Annotated in this window: 15 protein-coding genes; 7 read left to right on the forward strand and 8 right to left on the reverse strand. The window is 68.6% G+C overall.

Annotated elements, in window-relative coordinates; all coding sequences use genetic code 11:
- From VFV19_19760 to VFV19_19770, 3 genes are read right to left on the reverse strand one after another with little or no spacing between them, the layout of a single operon-like run.
- Window positions 1-1,635: an ABC-F family ATP-binding cassette domain-containing protein gene (locus VFV19_19760; protein HEX4826542.1), complete on the reverse strand. Its 1,635-nt coding sequence runs from the start codon at window positions 1,633-1,635 to the stop codon at window positions 1-3.
- Between the two features lie 24 nt (window positions 1,636-1,659).
- Window positions 1,660-2,037: a PIN domain-containing protein gene (locus tag VFV19_19765; protein HEX4826543.1), complete on the reverse strand. Its 378-nt coding sequence runs from the start codon at window positions 2,035-2,037 to the stop codon at window positions 1,660-1,662.
- Window positions 2,027-2,257, reverse strand: a complete 231-nt coding sequence (locus tag VFV19_19770; protein ID HEX4826544.1) for a ribbon-helix-helix protein, CopG family — start codon at window positions 2,255-2,257, stop codon at window positions 2,027-2,029. The genes VFV19_19765 and VFV19_19770 overlap by 11 nt, the downstream gene beginning before the upstream one ends.
- A 44-nt stretch (window positions 2,258-2,301) precedes the next feature.
- On the opposite strand from VFV19_19770, the gene VFV19_19775 reads away from it, so the two are divergent.
- On the forward strand, window positions 2,302-2,652 hold the full coding sequence (locus VFV19_19775) for a DUF1801 domain-containing protein (GenBank protein HEX4826545.1): 351 nt from the start codon (window positions 2,302-2,304) through the stop codon (window positions 2,650-2,652).
- 25 nt (window positions 2,653-2,677) lie between these two features.
- Here VFV19_19775 and VFV19_19780 read toward each other — a convergent pair whose 3' ends face one another.
- Window positions 2,678-3,346 carry a hypothetical protein gene (locus VFV19_19780; GenBank protein ID HEX4826546.1) on the reverse strand — a complete coding sequence of 223 codons (669 nt, stop codon included), beginning with the start codon at window positions 3,344-3,346 and terminating at the stop codon, window positions 2,678-2,680.
- 5 nt (window positions 3,347-3,351) lie between these two features.
- Complete coding sequence (locus VFV19_19785) at window positions 3,352-3,828, reverse strand: YkgJ family cysteine cluster protein (protein ID HEX4826547.1); 477 nt, start codon at window positions 3,826-3,828, stop codon at window positions 3,352-3,354.
- 83 nt (window positions 3,829-3,911) lie between these two features.
- Here VFV19_19785 and VFV19_19790 point away from each other — a divergent pair, with 83 nt between their 5' ends.
- From VFV19_19790 to VFV19_19805, 4 genes are read left to right on the forward strand one after another with little or no spacing between them, the layout of a single operon-like run.
- Window positions 3,912-5,162, forward strand: a complete 1,251-nt coding sequence (locus VFV19_19790) for an amidohydrolase family protein (protein HEX4826548.1) — start codon at window positions 3,912-3,914, stop codon at window positions 5,160-5,162.
- Window positions 5,159-6,046, forward strand: a complete 888-nt coding sequence (locus VFV19_19795; GenBank protein HEX4826549.1) for a UbiA-like polyprenyltransferase — start codon at window positions 5,159-5,161, stop codon at window positions 6,044-6,046. Before VFV19_19790 ends, VFV19_19795 begins: the two co-directional genes overlap by 4 nt.
- On the forward strand, window positions 6,043-6,849 hold the full coding sequence (locus tag VFV19_19800; protein ID HEX4826550.1) for a TIGR00730 family Rossman fold protein: 807 nt from the start codon (window positions 6,043-6,045) through the stop codon (window positions 6,847-6,849). Before VFV19_19795 ends, VFV19_19800 begins: the two co-directional genes overlap by 4 nt.
- Complete coding sequence (locus VFV19_19805) at window positions 6,846-7,559, forward strand: HAD family hydrolase (GenBank protein ID HEX4826551.1); 714 nt, start codon at window positions 6,846-6,848, stop codon at window positions 7,557-7,559. Before VFV19_19800 ends, VFV19_19805 begins: the two co-directional genes overlap by 4 nt.
- On the opposite strand, the gene VFV19_19810 is transcribed toward VFV19_19805, so the two are convergent.
- The 3 genes from VFV19_19810 to VFV19_19820 form a co-directional block, all read right to left on the reverse strand.
- The gene (locus VFV19_19810) at window positions 7,513-8,253 is read right to left on the reverse strand and encodes a uracil-DNA glycosylase (GenBank protein HEX4826552.1); all 741 of its coding nucleotides are present in this window, start codon (window positions 8,251-8,253) and stop codon (window positions 7,513-7,515) included. The genes VFV19_19805 and VFV19_19810 overlap by 47 nt on opposite strands.
- Window positions 8,250-9,677, reverse strand: coding sequence for a TlpA disulfide reductase family protein (locus VFV19_19815; protein HEX4826553.1), 1,428 nt, complete (start codon window positions 9,675-9,677; stop codon window positions 8,250-8,252). The genes VFV19_19810 and VFV19_19815 overlap by 4 nt, the downstream gene beginning before the upstream one ends.
- A gap of 175 nt (window positions 9,678-9,852) precedes the next feature.
- Window positions 9,853-10,026: a hypothetical protein gene (locus VFV19_19820; protein ID HEX4826554.1), complete on the reverse strand. Its 174-nt coding sequence runs from the start codon at window positions 10,024-10,026 to the stop codon at window positions 9,853-9,855.
- 182 nt (window positions 10,027-10,208) lie between these two features.
- Between VFV19_19820 and VFV19_19825 the strand changes: the two genes are divergently transcribed.
- Both VFV19_19825 and ppk1 read left to right on the forward strand, forming a co-directional pair.
- A complete protein-coding gene (locus VFV19_19825) occupies window positions 10,209-11,615 on the forward strand; it encodes a sigma-54 dependent transcriptional regulator (protein HEX4826555.1) in 1,407 nt (468 codons plus the stop codon).
- Window positions 11,616-11,685: 70 nt separating this feature from the next.
- Entirely contained in the window at window positions 11,686-13,794 is a 2,109-nt protein-coding gene (gene ppk1, locus VFV19_19830) for a polyphosphate kinase 1 (GenBank protein ID HEX4826556.1), read from the forward strand.
- Window positions 13,795-13,905: the final 111 nt, after the last annotated feature.

Consider the following 13,905-nt stretch of genomic DNA (forward strand, 5'->3'; position numbering starts at 1 on the left):
CTAAGCGTGCACGCCGGGAGCTTCGTGCCCGGTGGATGCCACGTACTCGGCGTAACCGCCGAGGTAGGTCATCGGCCGCCGGTCGCCGTCGTCCGGATGCAGCTCGAGCACGCGGCTCGAGAGTCCGCGCAGGAACGTGCGGTCGTGGGAGACGAACAGCATCGTCCCCTCGAACGTCGCGAGGGCGGCCACGAGCATCTCCTTCGTCTCGAGGTCGAGGTGGTTCGTGGGCTCGTCGAGCACGAGGAAGTTCGGCGGGTTCAAGAGCATCCGCGCGATGACGAGTCGCGACTTCTCGCCGCCGGACAGCGCGCGCACCGGCTTGTCGACGTCGTCCCCCGAGAACTGGAAGGCGCCGAGGAGCGCCCGGAGCGTCCCCTGCCCCTCGAGCGGAAAATCCTTCTGCATCTGCTCGAAGAGCGTGAGCGCCGGATCGAGGAGATCGAGCGACTGCTGGGCGAAGTAGCCCATGTTGAGCGACGCGCCGAGCCGTACCGAGCCCGCGTCGGGCGTGAGCGCACCGGCGACCATCTTGAGGAGGGTCGTCTTCCCCGCGCCGTTACGCCCCATGACGCACCAGCGCTCTCCGCGCCGGATCGTGAGGTCGAGCCCGTCGTAGATCGACTTGTCGCCGTACCGCTTCACGACGCCCGCGAGCAGCGCGACGTCGTCGCCCGAGCGCGGCGGCGTGCGGAAGTCGAAGGAGACCGCCTTCCTCCGCCGCGGCGGCTCGAGCGTCTCGATCTTCTCGAGCTTCTTGACGCGGCTCTGGACCTGGGCCGCCTTGGCGGCGTGCGCGGCGAAGCGCTCGATGAACCGTTGCTCCTTGGCGAGCATCGCCTGCTGGCGCTCGTAAGCGGCCTCCTGCTGCGTGGCGCGGAGCGCGCGCTCCCGCGCGTAGAAGTCGTAGTCGCCCGCGTAGGCGACGAGCTCGCCGCCGTCGATGTCGACGATCCGGTCGACGACGCGGTTCATGAAGTCGCGGTCGTGGCAGGTCATGAGCACGGCGGCGCGCGTCGTCGCGAGGAACGACTCGAGCCAGAGGATCGACTCGATGTCGAGGTGGTTCGTCGGCTCGTCCATGAGCAGGACGTCGAAGTCACCCAAGAGAACCTTCGCCATCGCGACACGCATCTTCCATCCGCCCGACATCGCCGCCACGTCGCCGTCGATCGCGCGATCGTCGAAGCCGAGGCCGTGGAGGACCGCGCGCGCCCGCGCTTCCAGCTCGTATCCTCCGCGCTCCTGGTACTCGTGCTGGACCTCGCCGAACCGGGCAAGGATCGCGTCCATCTCGTCCGCACGCGACGGGTCACCCATCGCGTGCTCGAGATCCGAGAGCTCGTGATGGAGATCGCCGAGCCGTCCGCTCCCCGCGATCGCCTCGTCCAGAACGGTGCGGCCGCCCATCGCTTCGACGTCTTGCCGGAAGTAGCCGACCGTGACGCGCTTGGGGAGCGAGACTTCGCCGGCGTCCGGCTCTTCCTCGCCGGCGATCATCCGGAAGACGGTCGTCTTCCCCGCCCCGTTGGGCCCCACGAGGCCGACCTTCTCCCCCGGGTTGAGCTGGAACGAGGCGTCGACGAGGAGGATGCGACGGCCGTACTGCTTGCAGACGTTCGTGAGAGCGATCATGAAGCGGACAAAGTAGCAGGCGGGTCAGCGTGTGTACGGGACGATCACGAAGGCGTGGCGGCGCGGCGGAAAATCCTTCGTATTCCTGGTGGCGAGAGAGAACCCGTGATGGAGAGCCGCGGCCGCCTGCAGAGCGTCCGGCAGCCTCCATCGATGCGCGCGCCGCAGCTCGGCCGCGAGATCGGCGACCGGCGCATCGATCGCGACCAGCGGGATGGCGTCAAGAAGCGACCGGACCCGCGAGATCATCGATGCCGGCGCGCCGGCGAGGACCTCGGCACGAGTGATCGCCGAGATGTGCGCCCGGTTTCCCGTCCGTCGCATGAACGCGGTCGCTTCGTCGACCCCGTTCAGATGATCGATGACGATCACGGAGTCGAGGAGGACGCCTTCACCACTCACGGCGCATCTTCCTCTGGTACGAGAGACCGTCGACCAGCTTCCAGCTGCCGGACGTCGCATCGAGGAGGTCGTCGAGCTGCGGGCGCTCCCGTCGGGTCTGATCGCGGAGCAAACGGACCGCCCTCCGAATGAGCTCCGTCATCGGCACCCCTTCGGATGCCGCGGTCTTGTCCAGCCAGCGCTTGTCTTTCTGCTCGAGCGAGATGACGGTTCGGACCATGATGCACTCCGATATCAACAAGACCAATATGATATCATCGGGCCATGAAAGTCAACGCCGGCACGGTGACCGCCTGGCTCGACGCCTTGCCCAACGATCGCCGGGACGCCCTCTCGAAGCTCCGCGAGATGATCGAGCACGCCGCGCCTAAGGCGAAGGGGACGATGCAATACGGCACGCCGAGCTGGCACCTCGGTGGGCCGCTCTTCGCGATGGCTTCGCACCCCAATGCGATGGAGCTGCTGGTCGCCGATCCGGCGCTCGTGAAGGCGCGGAAGAAAACCCTCGGTAACGTCGAGGTCGGCACCGCGGGGTTCCGGTTCAAGCGCCTCGACGATCTCGATCTGGAAGGTGTGCAGAGCCTGCTGGATGCGGCTGCTGCGAAGCGAAAGTAACTACCGACCGTCGACTGCCGACGTCTTACTGACTTCCCGCCTTCAGCGGAAACGTCTCCTGGATGTCGCGCGGCTGCGGGAGGCGCTCGCCGGCGACCGAGATCATCGTCTTCGTCATGAAGAGGGTGACCCCCTTCGTGCGGCGCGTGTTCGCGAAGTCGAGCTTGCGCATGTAGCGATCGCGGCGGTCTTGGGGGACGTCGCGGGCGGCCTTGGTCGCGTCGTAGTTGACGGCGCCGGTCCAGCCGACGCGGAAGCCGGTGTCGTCGTAGAGGATGACCTCGAGGCGGCGCTCCTGGATCAGCGTGTTCTTGAGGTTGTCGTAGTAGAGGCCGATCTCGTTGACGCCGTCGCCGTCGAGGTCGAGCAGCGCCACCTCGCCGCGGCCGACGAAGCCTCCGTTCTCCTTCGCCGCATCGCGCGTGTAGAGCGGGACGAGGTCCTTCCCGTCCTGCCGGTAGACGGCGAGGATGACGTCGAGCGCGTCGTTCTCGTCCTTCTTCCCGGTGAGATAGGTCACGACGGCGACGATCTGCTTGGCGTCGCCGGGGAGGACCTTGGCGGTCGTCACCGAGCTGTTCATGACGTCCTTCGGCTTGATGCCGAGCTGCTTGTAGACGTCGAACGCCGTGTCCGCGCGGGCCGTGCCGAAGAGGGCCGCCGCGAAGACCGCCATCATTCCCCATCTGCCCATCGCGCTCACCTCGCCGCCTGCCGCCGCGCGGCCGACTTGGCCGCCTTACGCCTCTTGGCCAGCCGTGCCTCTCGCTTCGCGAGCTCGACCTTCGACCAGGCGACGAATTTCTCCTGGGTATCGAAGAAGAGGTCGTACCCGCCCTCGTCGGAGAAGTAGTCGCAGGGCGGCTCGTCCGGCTTGTCCTTGTCGGGCCAGCCGTAGTCGCGGCAGATCTGCGGGCGGGTGTGGTAGATGCCGCAGCTGTTGTCCGCCTGGAGGTTCTGGCAGCGCGTCCGGACCTCGAGATACCACGCCTTGTCCATCATCCAGACGACGACGTGCTCGTGCATGAGGTACCAGCGGATGAAATCGTGGTCCTCCGGCGTGACCGGCGCGTCGATCTCGAGGGCGAAGTACTTGCAGCAGCGGGCGGTGCAATCGTGACAGGGAGGGCCGACTTTCGGATCGAACGTCGGGGTGCCGATTTGAACGAGCCGCACGCGTCAAACTCCTCAAAGGACACGCGCCGGCGAGTTTAGCATGCGGGTTTGGGCCGGGCCCGGCGCGTATACTCGTTCTACGAATGATTCTCTATGCCGCGAAGCATCTGCTTCCCGTGTCGTCGCCTCCGATTCAAAGCGGTGCCGTGGTGGCGCACGAAGGAAGGATCGTCGCCGTCGGGCGGCGGCGCGATCTTCTCAAAGCTCATGCCGATGCCGAAGTCCGCGATCTCGGTGACGCGGTCCTGATACCCGGCCTCGTCAACGCCCATACCCACATCGAGCTGTCGTGGATGAACGGCGAGCCTCCGGCCGGCGGCTCGTACATGACCTGGCTCGAGGACCTCATCGCGCGCCGCGGATCGATCGAGGAAGCGACGGCCCGCGCCGCCGCCTCGAGCGCGATCGAGTCGATGCTGGCGCGCGGAACCGTCGCAATCGGCGACGTCGCGAACCAGAGCTGGGCGGCGCCGCTCCTCGCGAGCTCACGCCTCGCGGGAACGGTTTTCCTCGAGATCTTCGGCTTCAAGTCCGGCGACGCCGAGTCGATCCTCGACGCGGCGGCCGGCCGCCTCGAGGCGATCGACGCGACGCCCGAGATGAAGGCGGCGAAGGGGCGCATTTCGGCGATCCTGACGCCGCACGCCGCCCAGACGACGTCGGCGCCGCTCCTGAAGGCTCTGGGCGGCCGGGCCGCCGCGGCGGGCGAGGCGCTTTCGATCCACGTCGCCGAAAGCATCGAGGAGTCGCAGCTCCTGCGCGACGGGACCGGGCCGTTCCGCGACCTCCTCATCCGCCGCGGCGCCTGGGACGACGCGTGGAAGGCGCCGGGGCTCACGCCGGTCGAGTACCTCGACCGCCTCGGAGTCCTCTCGCCGCGCACGCTCGCCGTCCACTGCGTCCACCTCGACCATCACGATCTCACCCGCCTCCAGGCGCGCGGGGTGACGGTCGTCACCTGCCCGCGGAGCAATCAGAGGCTCGGTGTCGGCAAAGCCCCCATTCCGAAGCTTCTCGCGTCGGGGATCCCGGTCGCGCTGGGCACCGACTCGCTCGCCTCGTCCCCCGACGTCGACGTGTTCAACGAGGTCGCGGTCCTGAGGCAGGAGCACCCCGGCCTCGCGCCGGCGGCCGCCCTTCGCATCGCGACCCTGAACGGAGCGCGGGCCCTCGGGCTCGCGAAGGACCTGGGGACGATCGAGCCGGGAAAATCGGCGGCGCTCGCGGTCGTCGGCCTCCCGGACCCGAACGACGACCCGCTCGAGGCGGTCACCTGGACTTCCGAGCAGGTCTTCGCACTCGACGGGGCGCCGTTCGAGACGGTTGCCCGTTGACCGCCGCTGCCCCGGCCCTCCGCTCGATCGGCGCGTGGGGGCGGATGGTCAAGTTCTCCCACAGCGTCTTCGCGCTGCCCTTCGCGCTCTCCGGAACGGCGCTCGCCGCGGCCCGTCATGGCATCTCGCTCCGTCAGGTCGTGTGGGTCGTCGTCGCGATGGTGGCGGCGCGCAACGCCGCGATGGGATGGAACCGGCTTGCCGATCACGCAATCGATGCCCGGAACCCGCGGACGGCGGGGCGCGAGCTGCCGGCCGGCGTGCTCTCGCGGCCGGCGGTCCTCGCGTTCACGCTGGGGCTCGCCGCGCTGTTCGTCGTGGCGTCGTTCCAGCTGGGCCGGCTCTGCGGCCTTCTGTCGCCCGTGGCGCTCGCCGTCGTCTTCGGCTACTCGTACACGAAGCGCTTCACCTGGGCGAGCCATCTCGTCCTGGGCCTCTCGCTCTCGATGGCGCCGATGGGCGGGTGGCTGGCGGTCGCGGGGCGCTTCGACCTCGTGCCCTGGTGCCTCGCCGCCGCCGTCTTCTTCTGGGTGGCGGGGTTCGACACGATCTACGCCTGCCAGGACGAAGCATTCGACCGGAGCGCGGGGCTCTTCTCGATCCCCGCCCGCTTCGGCGCGGCCACCGCCCTCGTCCTCGCCCGCGTCTTCCACCTGCTGGTGCTCCTGGCGATGGCGGCCGTCGGCGCCGCGGCGCACCTCCACCCGGTCTACTGGGCGGGGATCGCGCTCATCGCGGCGGTGCTCCTCTGGGAGCACCGGCTCGTGCGCGCGGACGATCTCTCGAAAGTCGGCGTCGCCTTTCTGAACGCGAACGGGCTCGTGAGCATGCTCTACCTCGGGGTCGTCCTCACCGCGCTCGCCTTCGGGAGAATGGCGTCATGAAACCCCACGACCACGACGAAGCGATGGTCCCCGCCTTCGAGGACCTCGAATTCCTGAGGCGGGACGAGCTGCGACCGACGCGGCTCATGCTCGAGCACTTGAAGCCGGAGCTGTTCCTGCGCTCAGCGGGAATCCGTTCCACGATCGTGGTCTTCGGGAGCGCGCGCATCATCGAGCCGGCGCTCGCGGCCGCGCGCCTCGACGAGACGAAGCGCCTCCGTGACCGCCGGCCCGGCGATCCGGCTTCCGAGAGGCTCGTGCGCATCGCCGAGCGCCTCGTCCTCAGCTCGAAGTACTACGAGACCGCGCGGGAATTCGGCAAGATCGTCTCGACGGAGAGCGACCACGTCGTCATGACCGGAGGCGGGCCCGGCGTCATGGAGGCCACGAACCGCGGTGCCCGCGATGCCGGCGCGAAATCCGTGGGGCTCAACATCGAGCTGCCGCACGAGCAGTCTCCCAACCCCTACATCACGCGCGGCCTCTCGTTCAACTTCCACTATTTCGCGATGCGGAAGATGCACTTCATGCTGCGGGCGAAGGCGCTCGTCGCCTTCCCCGGCGGCTTCGGCACGATGGACGAGCTGTTCGAAGCGCTCACGCTCGTGCAGACGGGGAAGGTCGCGCACCTGCCGGTGATCCTCGTCGGGCGCTCGTTCTGGGAGAAGGCGATCGACTTCGACCTCCTCGTCGACGAAGGGCTCATCGCACCCGAGGACGTTCTCCTCTTCCGCTTCGCGGAGACGGCGAAGGAGGCCTGGGAGCACATCGTCGCCTACTACGCGAAGTACGGGGACGAATGACGGCGAAGCGGCTCGTGCTGTTTGACATCGACGGCACGCTCATCGATACCGCGGGCGCCGGCCGGCGCGGGCTGACCGCGTCGTTCCGCGCCGTCTTCGGTCTCGACGGGGTGGACGAGGCCGCCGAACGCGTTCGCTTCGGCGGCAAGTCCGACCCGACGATCATCGCCGACATCGCGCGCGAAGCGGGCCTGCCGCCGGCGCTCGTCGCGGAGCGTTACGCTGACCTTCAGGCGGCCTACCTCGAGGCGCTCCTGTCCGAGCTCGCCCGGCCCGACACCGCGCGGCGCGTCCTCCCGGGCGTCCGCAGTCTTCTCGACGGACTCGCGGCGCGCGGGGACGTCGTCCTCGGCCTCGTCACCGGGAACATCGAGGCCGGCGCACGGGCGAAGCTCTCGGCGTTCGACCTCAACCGCTACTTCCAGGGCGGCGGGTTCTCGTCGGACCATCCCGATCGCGGCGAGATCGCGAGGATCGCGCACGAGAGGCTCTCCCGCGTCGCCGGGTTCCGCTTTCCCGCGGGCGACGTCGTCGTCGTCGGCGACACCGAGCTCGACGTGGCGTGCGCCCGCACCAACGGCTTCCGGGCGATCGCGGTCGAATCCGGCTGGATCCCGCGCGCGGTCCTCGAAGCGGCCGAGCCTCACGCGCTCTTTGCCGACCTCACCGACCGCGACGCGGTGATGGCCGCGATGGGCCTCGCCGGCTGAGGGCGACCGCCCGTTTCAGGACGTCGTCGAGCATCGCTCGAGTCAGCTTCCCGGTGTTCGTGTTCTGCCGGCTCGGGTGGTACGACCCGACGAGCGCGATCTCCGGCCCGCCGGCGGTCAGGCGGATCGAGGCGACGGCGCCGTGTCCGAACACGGGGCGGGGCCGTGGCAGCTCGCCTGCGCGCACCGCACGCCGCAGGACGGTGTCCCAGGCAATCTTGCCGAGCGCGACGACGACGGCGATCCCGGGCAACAGCTCGATCTCCCGATCGAGGAACGGCGCACAGCGTGCGAGCTCCTCCGGCGTCGGCTTGTTGTCGGGAGGGGCGCACCGCGCAGAGGCGGTGATGAACGCGGAGCGAAGCGCGAGGCCGTCCCCCCGGCTCTCCGAGCCCGGCCGGTTCGCGAGCCCCGCCCGGTGCAGAGCGGCGTAGAGCCAGTTCCCCGAGTCGTCGCCGGTGAACATCCGCCCCGTGCGGTTCGCGCCGTGCGCCGCGGGGGCGAGCCCGACGAGGAGGATCTTCGCCCGGCGGTCGCCGAAGCCGGGAACGGGCTTCGCCCAATAGGTCTCGTGGCGGAACGCGCGGCGCTTGACCTGCGCGACCGTCTCGCAGTGCGCCCTCAGTCGCGGGCAGCGGGTGCAGCGCGCGATCTCCCCTTCGAGCCGCGCCCAGGCCTCGACGGAGACGTTCAATGCCCGGCGAGCGCCGCGATCGAGTGGCCGGACGCGACGAGCAGCTCGTCCTTGCCGTCGCCGTCGAGATCGATCGAGGCGAGGTCGTGAAGGTCGGGCCAGACCGCGTCGAACAGGATCTTGCCGTCCTTCGCGTCGAGGAGGACGAGCCGTCCCGCGTACGTGGCGAGCGCGATCTGCTCTCCGCCACCCGGCAGGAATTTCCCGGCCGCCGCGGCGACGGCGGTACGCGGTCCGACGAGGACGCCGCCGGCGTGCGCGAAGACGAGGCGCGGCGCCTCGTCCGCCTTTGCCGAGAACGCGCCGGCAGGTTCGAGCGAAGCGATCGATCCGTCCGCGCGAAGGACGAGCGCCGCGCCTTCGCTCGAAGCGACGTCGCGCGCCTTCTCGAAACCCGTCACCGCCGTCGACGAGGCCTGCGCCGGGTCGGCGATCGATGCTCCCGCGGTCGTCACGACGACGACCCGCGCGCCGGCGGCGGCCGCGTTGACGATCGGGGCATCGACGGCGATCTCCTTCGCCGTGCCCTCGGGAAGCTGCAAGGTTCCGATCGTCTGGCCTCCGGGCCGAAACGCCGCGACGAGGCGGGTGTCCTTATCGATCGCAAGGAGGCGCCCGGCCCAGCTCGGTACCGGCAGCGTCCCGGTCACCGTGCCGTCGGCCGCGTAGAAGCTGAGCGTTCCTCCGCCCGAGGCAACGGCGCGCGCGCCCGAGGCGAGGCCGGGCGCGAGCCCGAGCACGCCGTCGGCGCTTCCGCGGATGTCACGCGACCAGAGCGGCGACAGGCGCCCCGCGCCCGCGGCGACGTCCGCGATCGACCGTCCGGGGTTCTTGTCGTCCGCGCCGAGTAACGTGTCGACGAGCGCCGCGATGTCGTTCTCGTCGCCGGTGCGGTAACCGTTCCAGCGTCCTCGCATCCGGCCCTGCCGGTCCACGACGAGGGTCGTGGGGAGGCTCAGCTGCTGGACGTTGAGCTTGCGGAAGAACTCGTTGTCGTTGAGCGCGATCGTCATCGTGAGGCCGATCTTCTTCGCCGAGGCGCGCGCCGTCGCGGCGTCCTCGTCGACGTTGATCGCGAGCACCGTGAGCCCTTTGGCCGATCGCGACTCGAAGAGCTTCTCGAGATGGGGCAGCTCCTGGAGGCAGGGCGTGCACCACGACGCCCAGTAGTCGATGATCAGGACGCCGCCGCGTGCCGAGGCGACGTCGAAGACGCCGCCGGCCGCGAGCGGGATCTTCGCGTCCGGCACCTTCGCGTAGTTGACCGGCGCCAGGAGAGGACTGGTCTTCGGGGGCAGCTCGCGACCGACGGCGGCGGTCCATCCGGCCTTCCCCGCTGCGATCCACCTGACCTCATCGCGGTCTTGTGCGTACGTGAGCGACGCCGTCGCGGCGAGTGCCATAGCGGCAAGGGCGAGGCGCATCGAGCTAGTCTACCGGAACTCGCCGCGATGGCATTACGACAACGACTCTCCTAAAATGACGGGTGGCCCGAAAGGGCTGTGCCCCCGGGGAGGCGTCTCGTCTCCCCCCACAGGACCGGTCGCTTCCCCGGATGGGCACTCTTCCCGGAAGTCGACAGTGAGTAGACGGTTTTTTTCAGGCGTTCGTGGCGCGCCAGGTCGAGTAGATCGTCGCGGCCTTCGACGTCTCGATCTCGACGAAACGGCGGTAGACCTTGTGGCGCGAGGGGTCGATCTGGTAGGTGTGAGATCCGAAGCTGAAGTTGATGACGTGGACTTTGGGCTCTGCTTTCGCTGGCTTCTTCTTCACCACGACCCCCCTCTTCTTGATGCTCACATCCCGAATAGATACAAGGCCTATACCAGGCTGCCGTCGCGCCGCTGCTAGGAAATCGACCGAGGCTGTCGCGTGCTCGCGGTCACATTGGCTGAGTCTCACGCTTCACTCCGTCAGCTTGGCCGGATTCCGTCCTTCTTCTCTATAATCGCGACGTGAGCGGGCTCGGTCCGGACGGCAAGCGCATCCTCGTGCTCGAGCCCGACCGGGACCATGCGGAACGTGTGCGAGGGATCCTCTCCCGCGCCGGGTTCACCGCCACCCTCGCCGTGAGCGCGCGTCAGGCCTTGGAGCTGCTCGAGCGGCGCCTCCACGACGCCGTGCTCATCGATCTCGATCGCGCCGAGCGCGAGCGACTGCTCGAAGCGTTTCGCGAGATCGCGCGTGCGACCCCGATCCTTCTCCTCGTCGACGCGGTCCGCATCGCCGAGGCGGTGAGGCTCCTTCGCGAAGGCGCCGACGACTACGTCGTCCGTCCCGCCGATGCCTTCGAGCTGCGAGCGCGCCTCGTCCGCCTTCTCGAGCGTCACGACCTCGACTCGCGCCTCGCCCTTCTGCAGCACGAGGTCTCGAAGAACTACGGGGTCAAGAACCTGGTGAGCCGGTCGCCCGCGATGGGCGCGGTCCTCGATCGCATCCTGCGCGTGGCACCGCTCCGCGCCACCGTGCTCGTCTTCGGCGAGAGCGGCGTGGGCAAGGAGCTGGTCGCGCGCGCGATCCACTTCAACTCGCCGCGGCGGGATTTCCCGTTCCTCGCGATCAACTGCGCCGCGATCCCGGCGGGGCTCATCGAATCGGAGCTTTTCGGCCATGAGAAGGGCTCGTTCACGGGCGCCCACGTGAGAACCCGCGGGAAGTTCGAGACGGCGCATCGCGGCACCCTCTTTCTCGACGAGATCGGGGAGACCGACCTCTCGACTCAGGCGAAGCTCCTCCGCGTGCTCGAGGAGAAGGAGTTCATGCGGATCGGCGGCGACCGTCACGTCCGCGTCGACGTGCGGGTCATCGCGGCGACGAACGCCGACCTCGAGGCGATGGTCGAGAGCGGCGCGTTCCGCCGCGATCTCTACTACCGCCTCAAGGTCGTCACGATCCAGGTGCCGCCACTGCGTGACCGCAGGAGCGATATCCCGACCCTCGTCGAGGCGTTCCTCGACGAGCTGGCACGCGCGAATGCGGTGCCGCGGAAGTCGATCTCGCCCGAGGCGCTCGAGGCGCTCTCGGGTTACCAGTGGCCGGGCAACGTCCGCGAGCTGAAGAACATCCTCGAGAGCGTGCTCGTCTCCAGCCCGGGAGACCGGATCCTCCCCGAAGATCTCCCGCCCTCGGTCCTGCGGGAGCGCGCGGCCCCGGCCCGCCCCGTGGTCGCCGCGGGAACCAAGCTGGAAGACATGGAGCGCGACCTCATCCGGGCGACCCTCGAGCAGACCGGAGGCAACCGGACTCACAGCGCCGCGATGCTCGGGATCGGCGTCCGGACACTTCAGCGAAAGATCCAGTCTTTTGGCCTGGAGATCGCGAGCAAGCGCCGCAGGCCGCGCCGGCGGATCTCCGTCACCTGATTGTCGGATTGTCACGACCCGGCCTGGGGCTTATTCTCTCCCAGCACGGTTTCCCGATTAAGAGGACCGAATGGCCGAGATCGACGACCAGACGCGGCGTGCCGCCGCGGATCTGGACCTGGACAGCCCGCAGCTCTACGTCAACCGCGAGCTGTCCCTTCTGCAGTTCCAGCGCCGCGTTCTCGAGGAGGCCCAGGACCCGTCCGTGCCCCTGCTCGAGCGCGTCCGATTCCTGTCGATCCTCGGCTCGAACATGGACGAGTTCTTCATGATCCGGATGGCCGGCCTCAAACAGCAGGTCGCCGCCGGCGTCGTCGAATCCGGGCCCGATGGGATGACGCCGTCCGAGCAGCTCGCCGCGGCCCGTGCCCTCGCCAACGAGATCAAGACCGAGGCCCGCTCGGTCTGGCGTCAGCAGCTCGTCCCGCTGCTCGCGAAGGAAGGGATCCGCGTCCTCGCCTACGACGAGATCCCCATCGAGGCCCGCCTGCGGCTCCGGACCTACTTCGAGGAGTCGGTCTTCCCGGTTCTCACGCCGCTCGCGGTCGATCCCTCGCGGCCGTTCCCGCACATCTCGAACCTGAGCGTGAACCTGGCGGTCGTCGTCCGCGACGTCGCCGGCCGCGAGCAGTTCGCCCGGGTCAAGGTGCCGGCGACCCTCTCGCAGCTCGTGCCGATCCCCGGGCTCGGGACCGCCGCCGACTCCTGGTTCGTCTCCCTGGAGCAACTCATCGCGGCGAACCTCGACGCGCTCTTTCCCGGGATGCAGATCCTCGACGTCCACGCGTTCCGCGTGACCCGGAACGCCGATCTCGTCATCCAGGAGCTCGAGGCCGGCGACCTCCTCGAGACGATCGAGGAGAGCGTCCGGCAGAGGCAGTTCGGCTTCGTGACCCGGATCACCGTCGCGCCGACGATGCCTCTCCGCATCCTGGACGACCTGCTCGTGAACCTCGAGGCCGATCACGCCGACGTCGAGCTGGCCGACGGCCCACTGGCGCTCATCGCGCTCGGCGGCCTCTTCAACCTCGACCGCCCCGACCTCAAGGAGCCTCCGTTCCAGCCGGCGCTCCCCCGCTCGTTCGAGGGGAGCCACGCCGACCCGTTCGCGGTCGTGAGGCAGGGCGACGTCCTCCTCCACCACCCGTACGACTCGTTCACGCCGGTGATCCACTTCCTCCGCGCCGCCGCGGCCGACCCCGACGTCCTCGCGATCAAGATGACGCTCTACCGGATCGGACGGAACGCGCCGGTCGTCGACGCGCTCCTCGCCGCCCGTGAAGAAGGGAAGCAGGTCGCCGTGCTCGTCGAGCTGAAGGCCAGGTTCGACGAGGCGAGGAACATCGAGTGGGCGCGGGCCCTCGAACACGAGGGCGTCCACGTCGTCTACGGGCTCCTCGGCCTCAAGACCCACGCCAAGATCGCCCTCGTCATCCGGCGCGAGGGGGACCGGATCCGCCGCTATACCCACCTCTCGACCGGGAACTACAACGCGGTCACCGCACAGCAGTACACCGACCTCGGCCTCATCACGTGCGACGACGCGATCGGGGCCGATGCGAGCGACCTCTTCAACTACCTGACCGGCTATTCGGCCAAGATCGACTACCACAAGCTCGCGGTCGCCCCGATCGGCCTCCGGCAGACGCTCGAGCGCCTCATCGAGCGCGAGATCGAGCACCAGGCCGCCGGCCGGCAGGGCCACATCATCATGAAGATGAACGCCTTGGCCGACCGGAGGATGATCCGCCTGCTCTATCAGGCCTCCCAGGCCGGCGTGAAGGTCGATCTCGTCGTCAGGGGAATCTGCTGCCTCAAGCCGGGAGTTCCCGGAGTCAGCGACAACATCCGGGTCGTCTCCATCCTGGGCCGATTCCTCGAGCACAGCCGCGTCTTCTACTTCAGGAACGGCGGCGACGAGGACGTCTACCTCGGCAGCGCCGACCTCATGCCGCGGAACTTGAACGGCCGCGTCGAGGCGATGTTCCCGGTCGCCGATCCTCGCCTCGTCAACGTCCTCCGTGAAGAGATCCTCGCCGCGTATCTCGCCGACAACGTGAAGGCGCGCGCGATGAATGCCGATGGGACCTACACGCGCATCGCCCCTTCGCAAGACGCGCCTCGCTTGAGCGCGCAGGCTTGGTTCTTGAAGGCGCGCGCGGTCGCAAGGCGCGCCTGATCGCTCGCGTCGACGATCGTCGACGACGCTCTCGATTCGAAAAACTCTCTTGACACCCTTTCACGCTCCTCTCATATTCGATGACGTGCTCCAAGCGACGATCGTGATGAC

The organism is Candidatus Polarisedimenticolaceae bacterium (genome assembly GCA_036275915.1).
Classification (GTDB): Bacteria; Acidobacteriota; Polarisedimenticolia; order Polarisedimenticolales; family DASRJG01; genus DASRJG01.

Bases quoted from the DNA above. Each gene is read 5' to 3' on its own strand.
- VFV19_19760 (HEX4826542.1), bottom strand. From the start codon at position 1,635: ATGATCGCTCTCACGAACGTCTGCAAGCAGTACGGCCGTCGCATCCTC.
- VFV19_19770 (HEX4826544.1), bottom strand. From the start codon at position 2,257: ATGGTCCGAACCGTCATCTCGCTCGAGCAGAAAGACAAGCGCTGGCTG.
- VFV19_19775 (HEX4826545.1), top strand. From the start codon at position 2,302: ATGAAAGTCAACGCCGGCACGGTGACCGCCTGGCTCGACGCCTTGCCC.
- VFV19_19780 (HEX4826546.1), bottom strand. From the start codon at position 3,346: ATGGGCAGATGGGGAATGATGGCGGTCTTCGCGGCGGCCCTCTTCGGC.
- VFV19_19790 (HEX4826548.1), top strand. From the start codon at position 3,912: ATGATTCTCTATGCCGCGAAGCATCTGCTTCCCGTGTCGTCGCCTCCG.
- VFV19_19800 (HEX4826550.1), top strand. From the start codon at position 6,043: ATGAAACCCCACGACCACGACGAAGCGATGGTCCCCGCCTTCGAGGAC.
- VFV19_19805 (HEX4826551.1), top strand. From the start codon at position 6,846: ATGACGGCGAAGCGGCTCGTGCTGTTTGACATCGACGGCACGCTCATC.
- VFV19_19815 (HEX4826553.1), bottom strand. From the start codon at position 9,677: ATGCGCCTCGCCCTTGCCGCTATGGCACTCGCCGCGACGGCGTCGCTC.
- ppk1 (HEX4826556.1), top strand. From the start codon at position 11,686: ATGGCCGAGATCGACGACCAGACGCGGCGTGCCGCCGCGGATCTGGAC.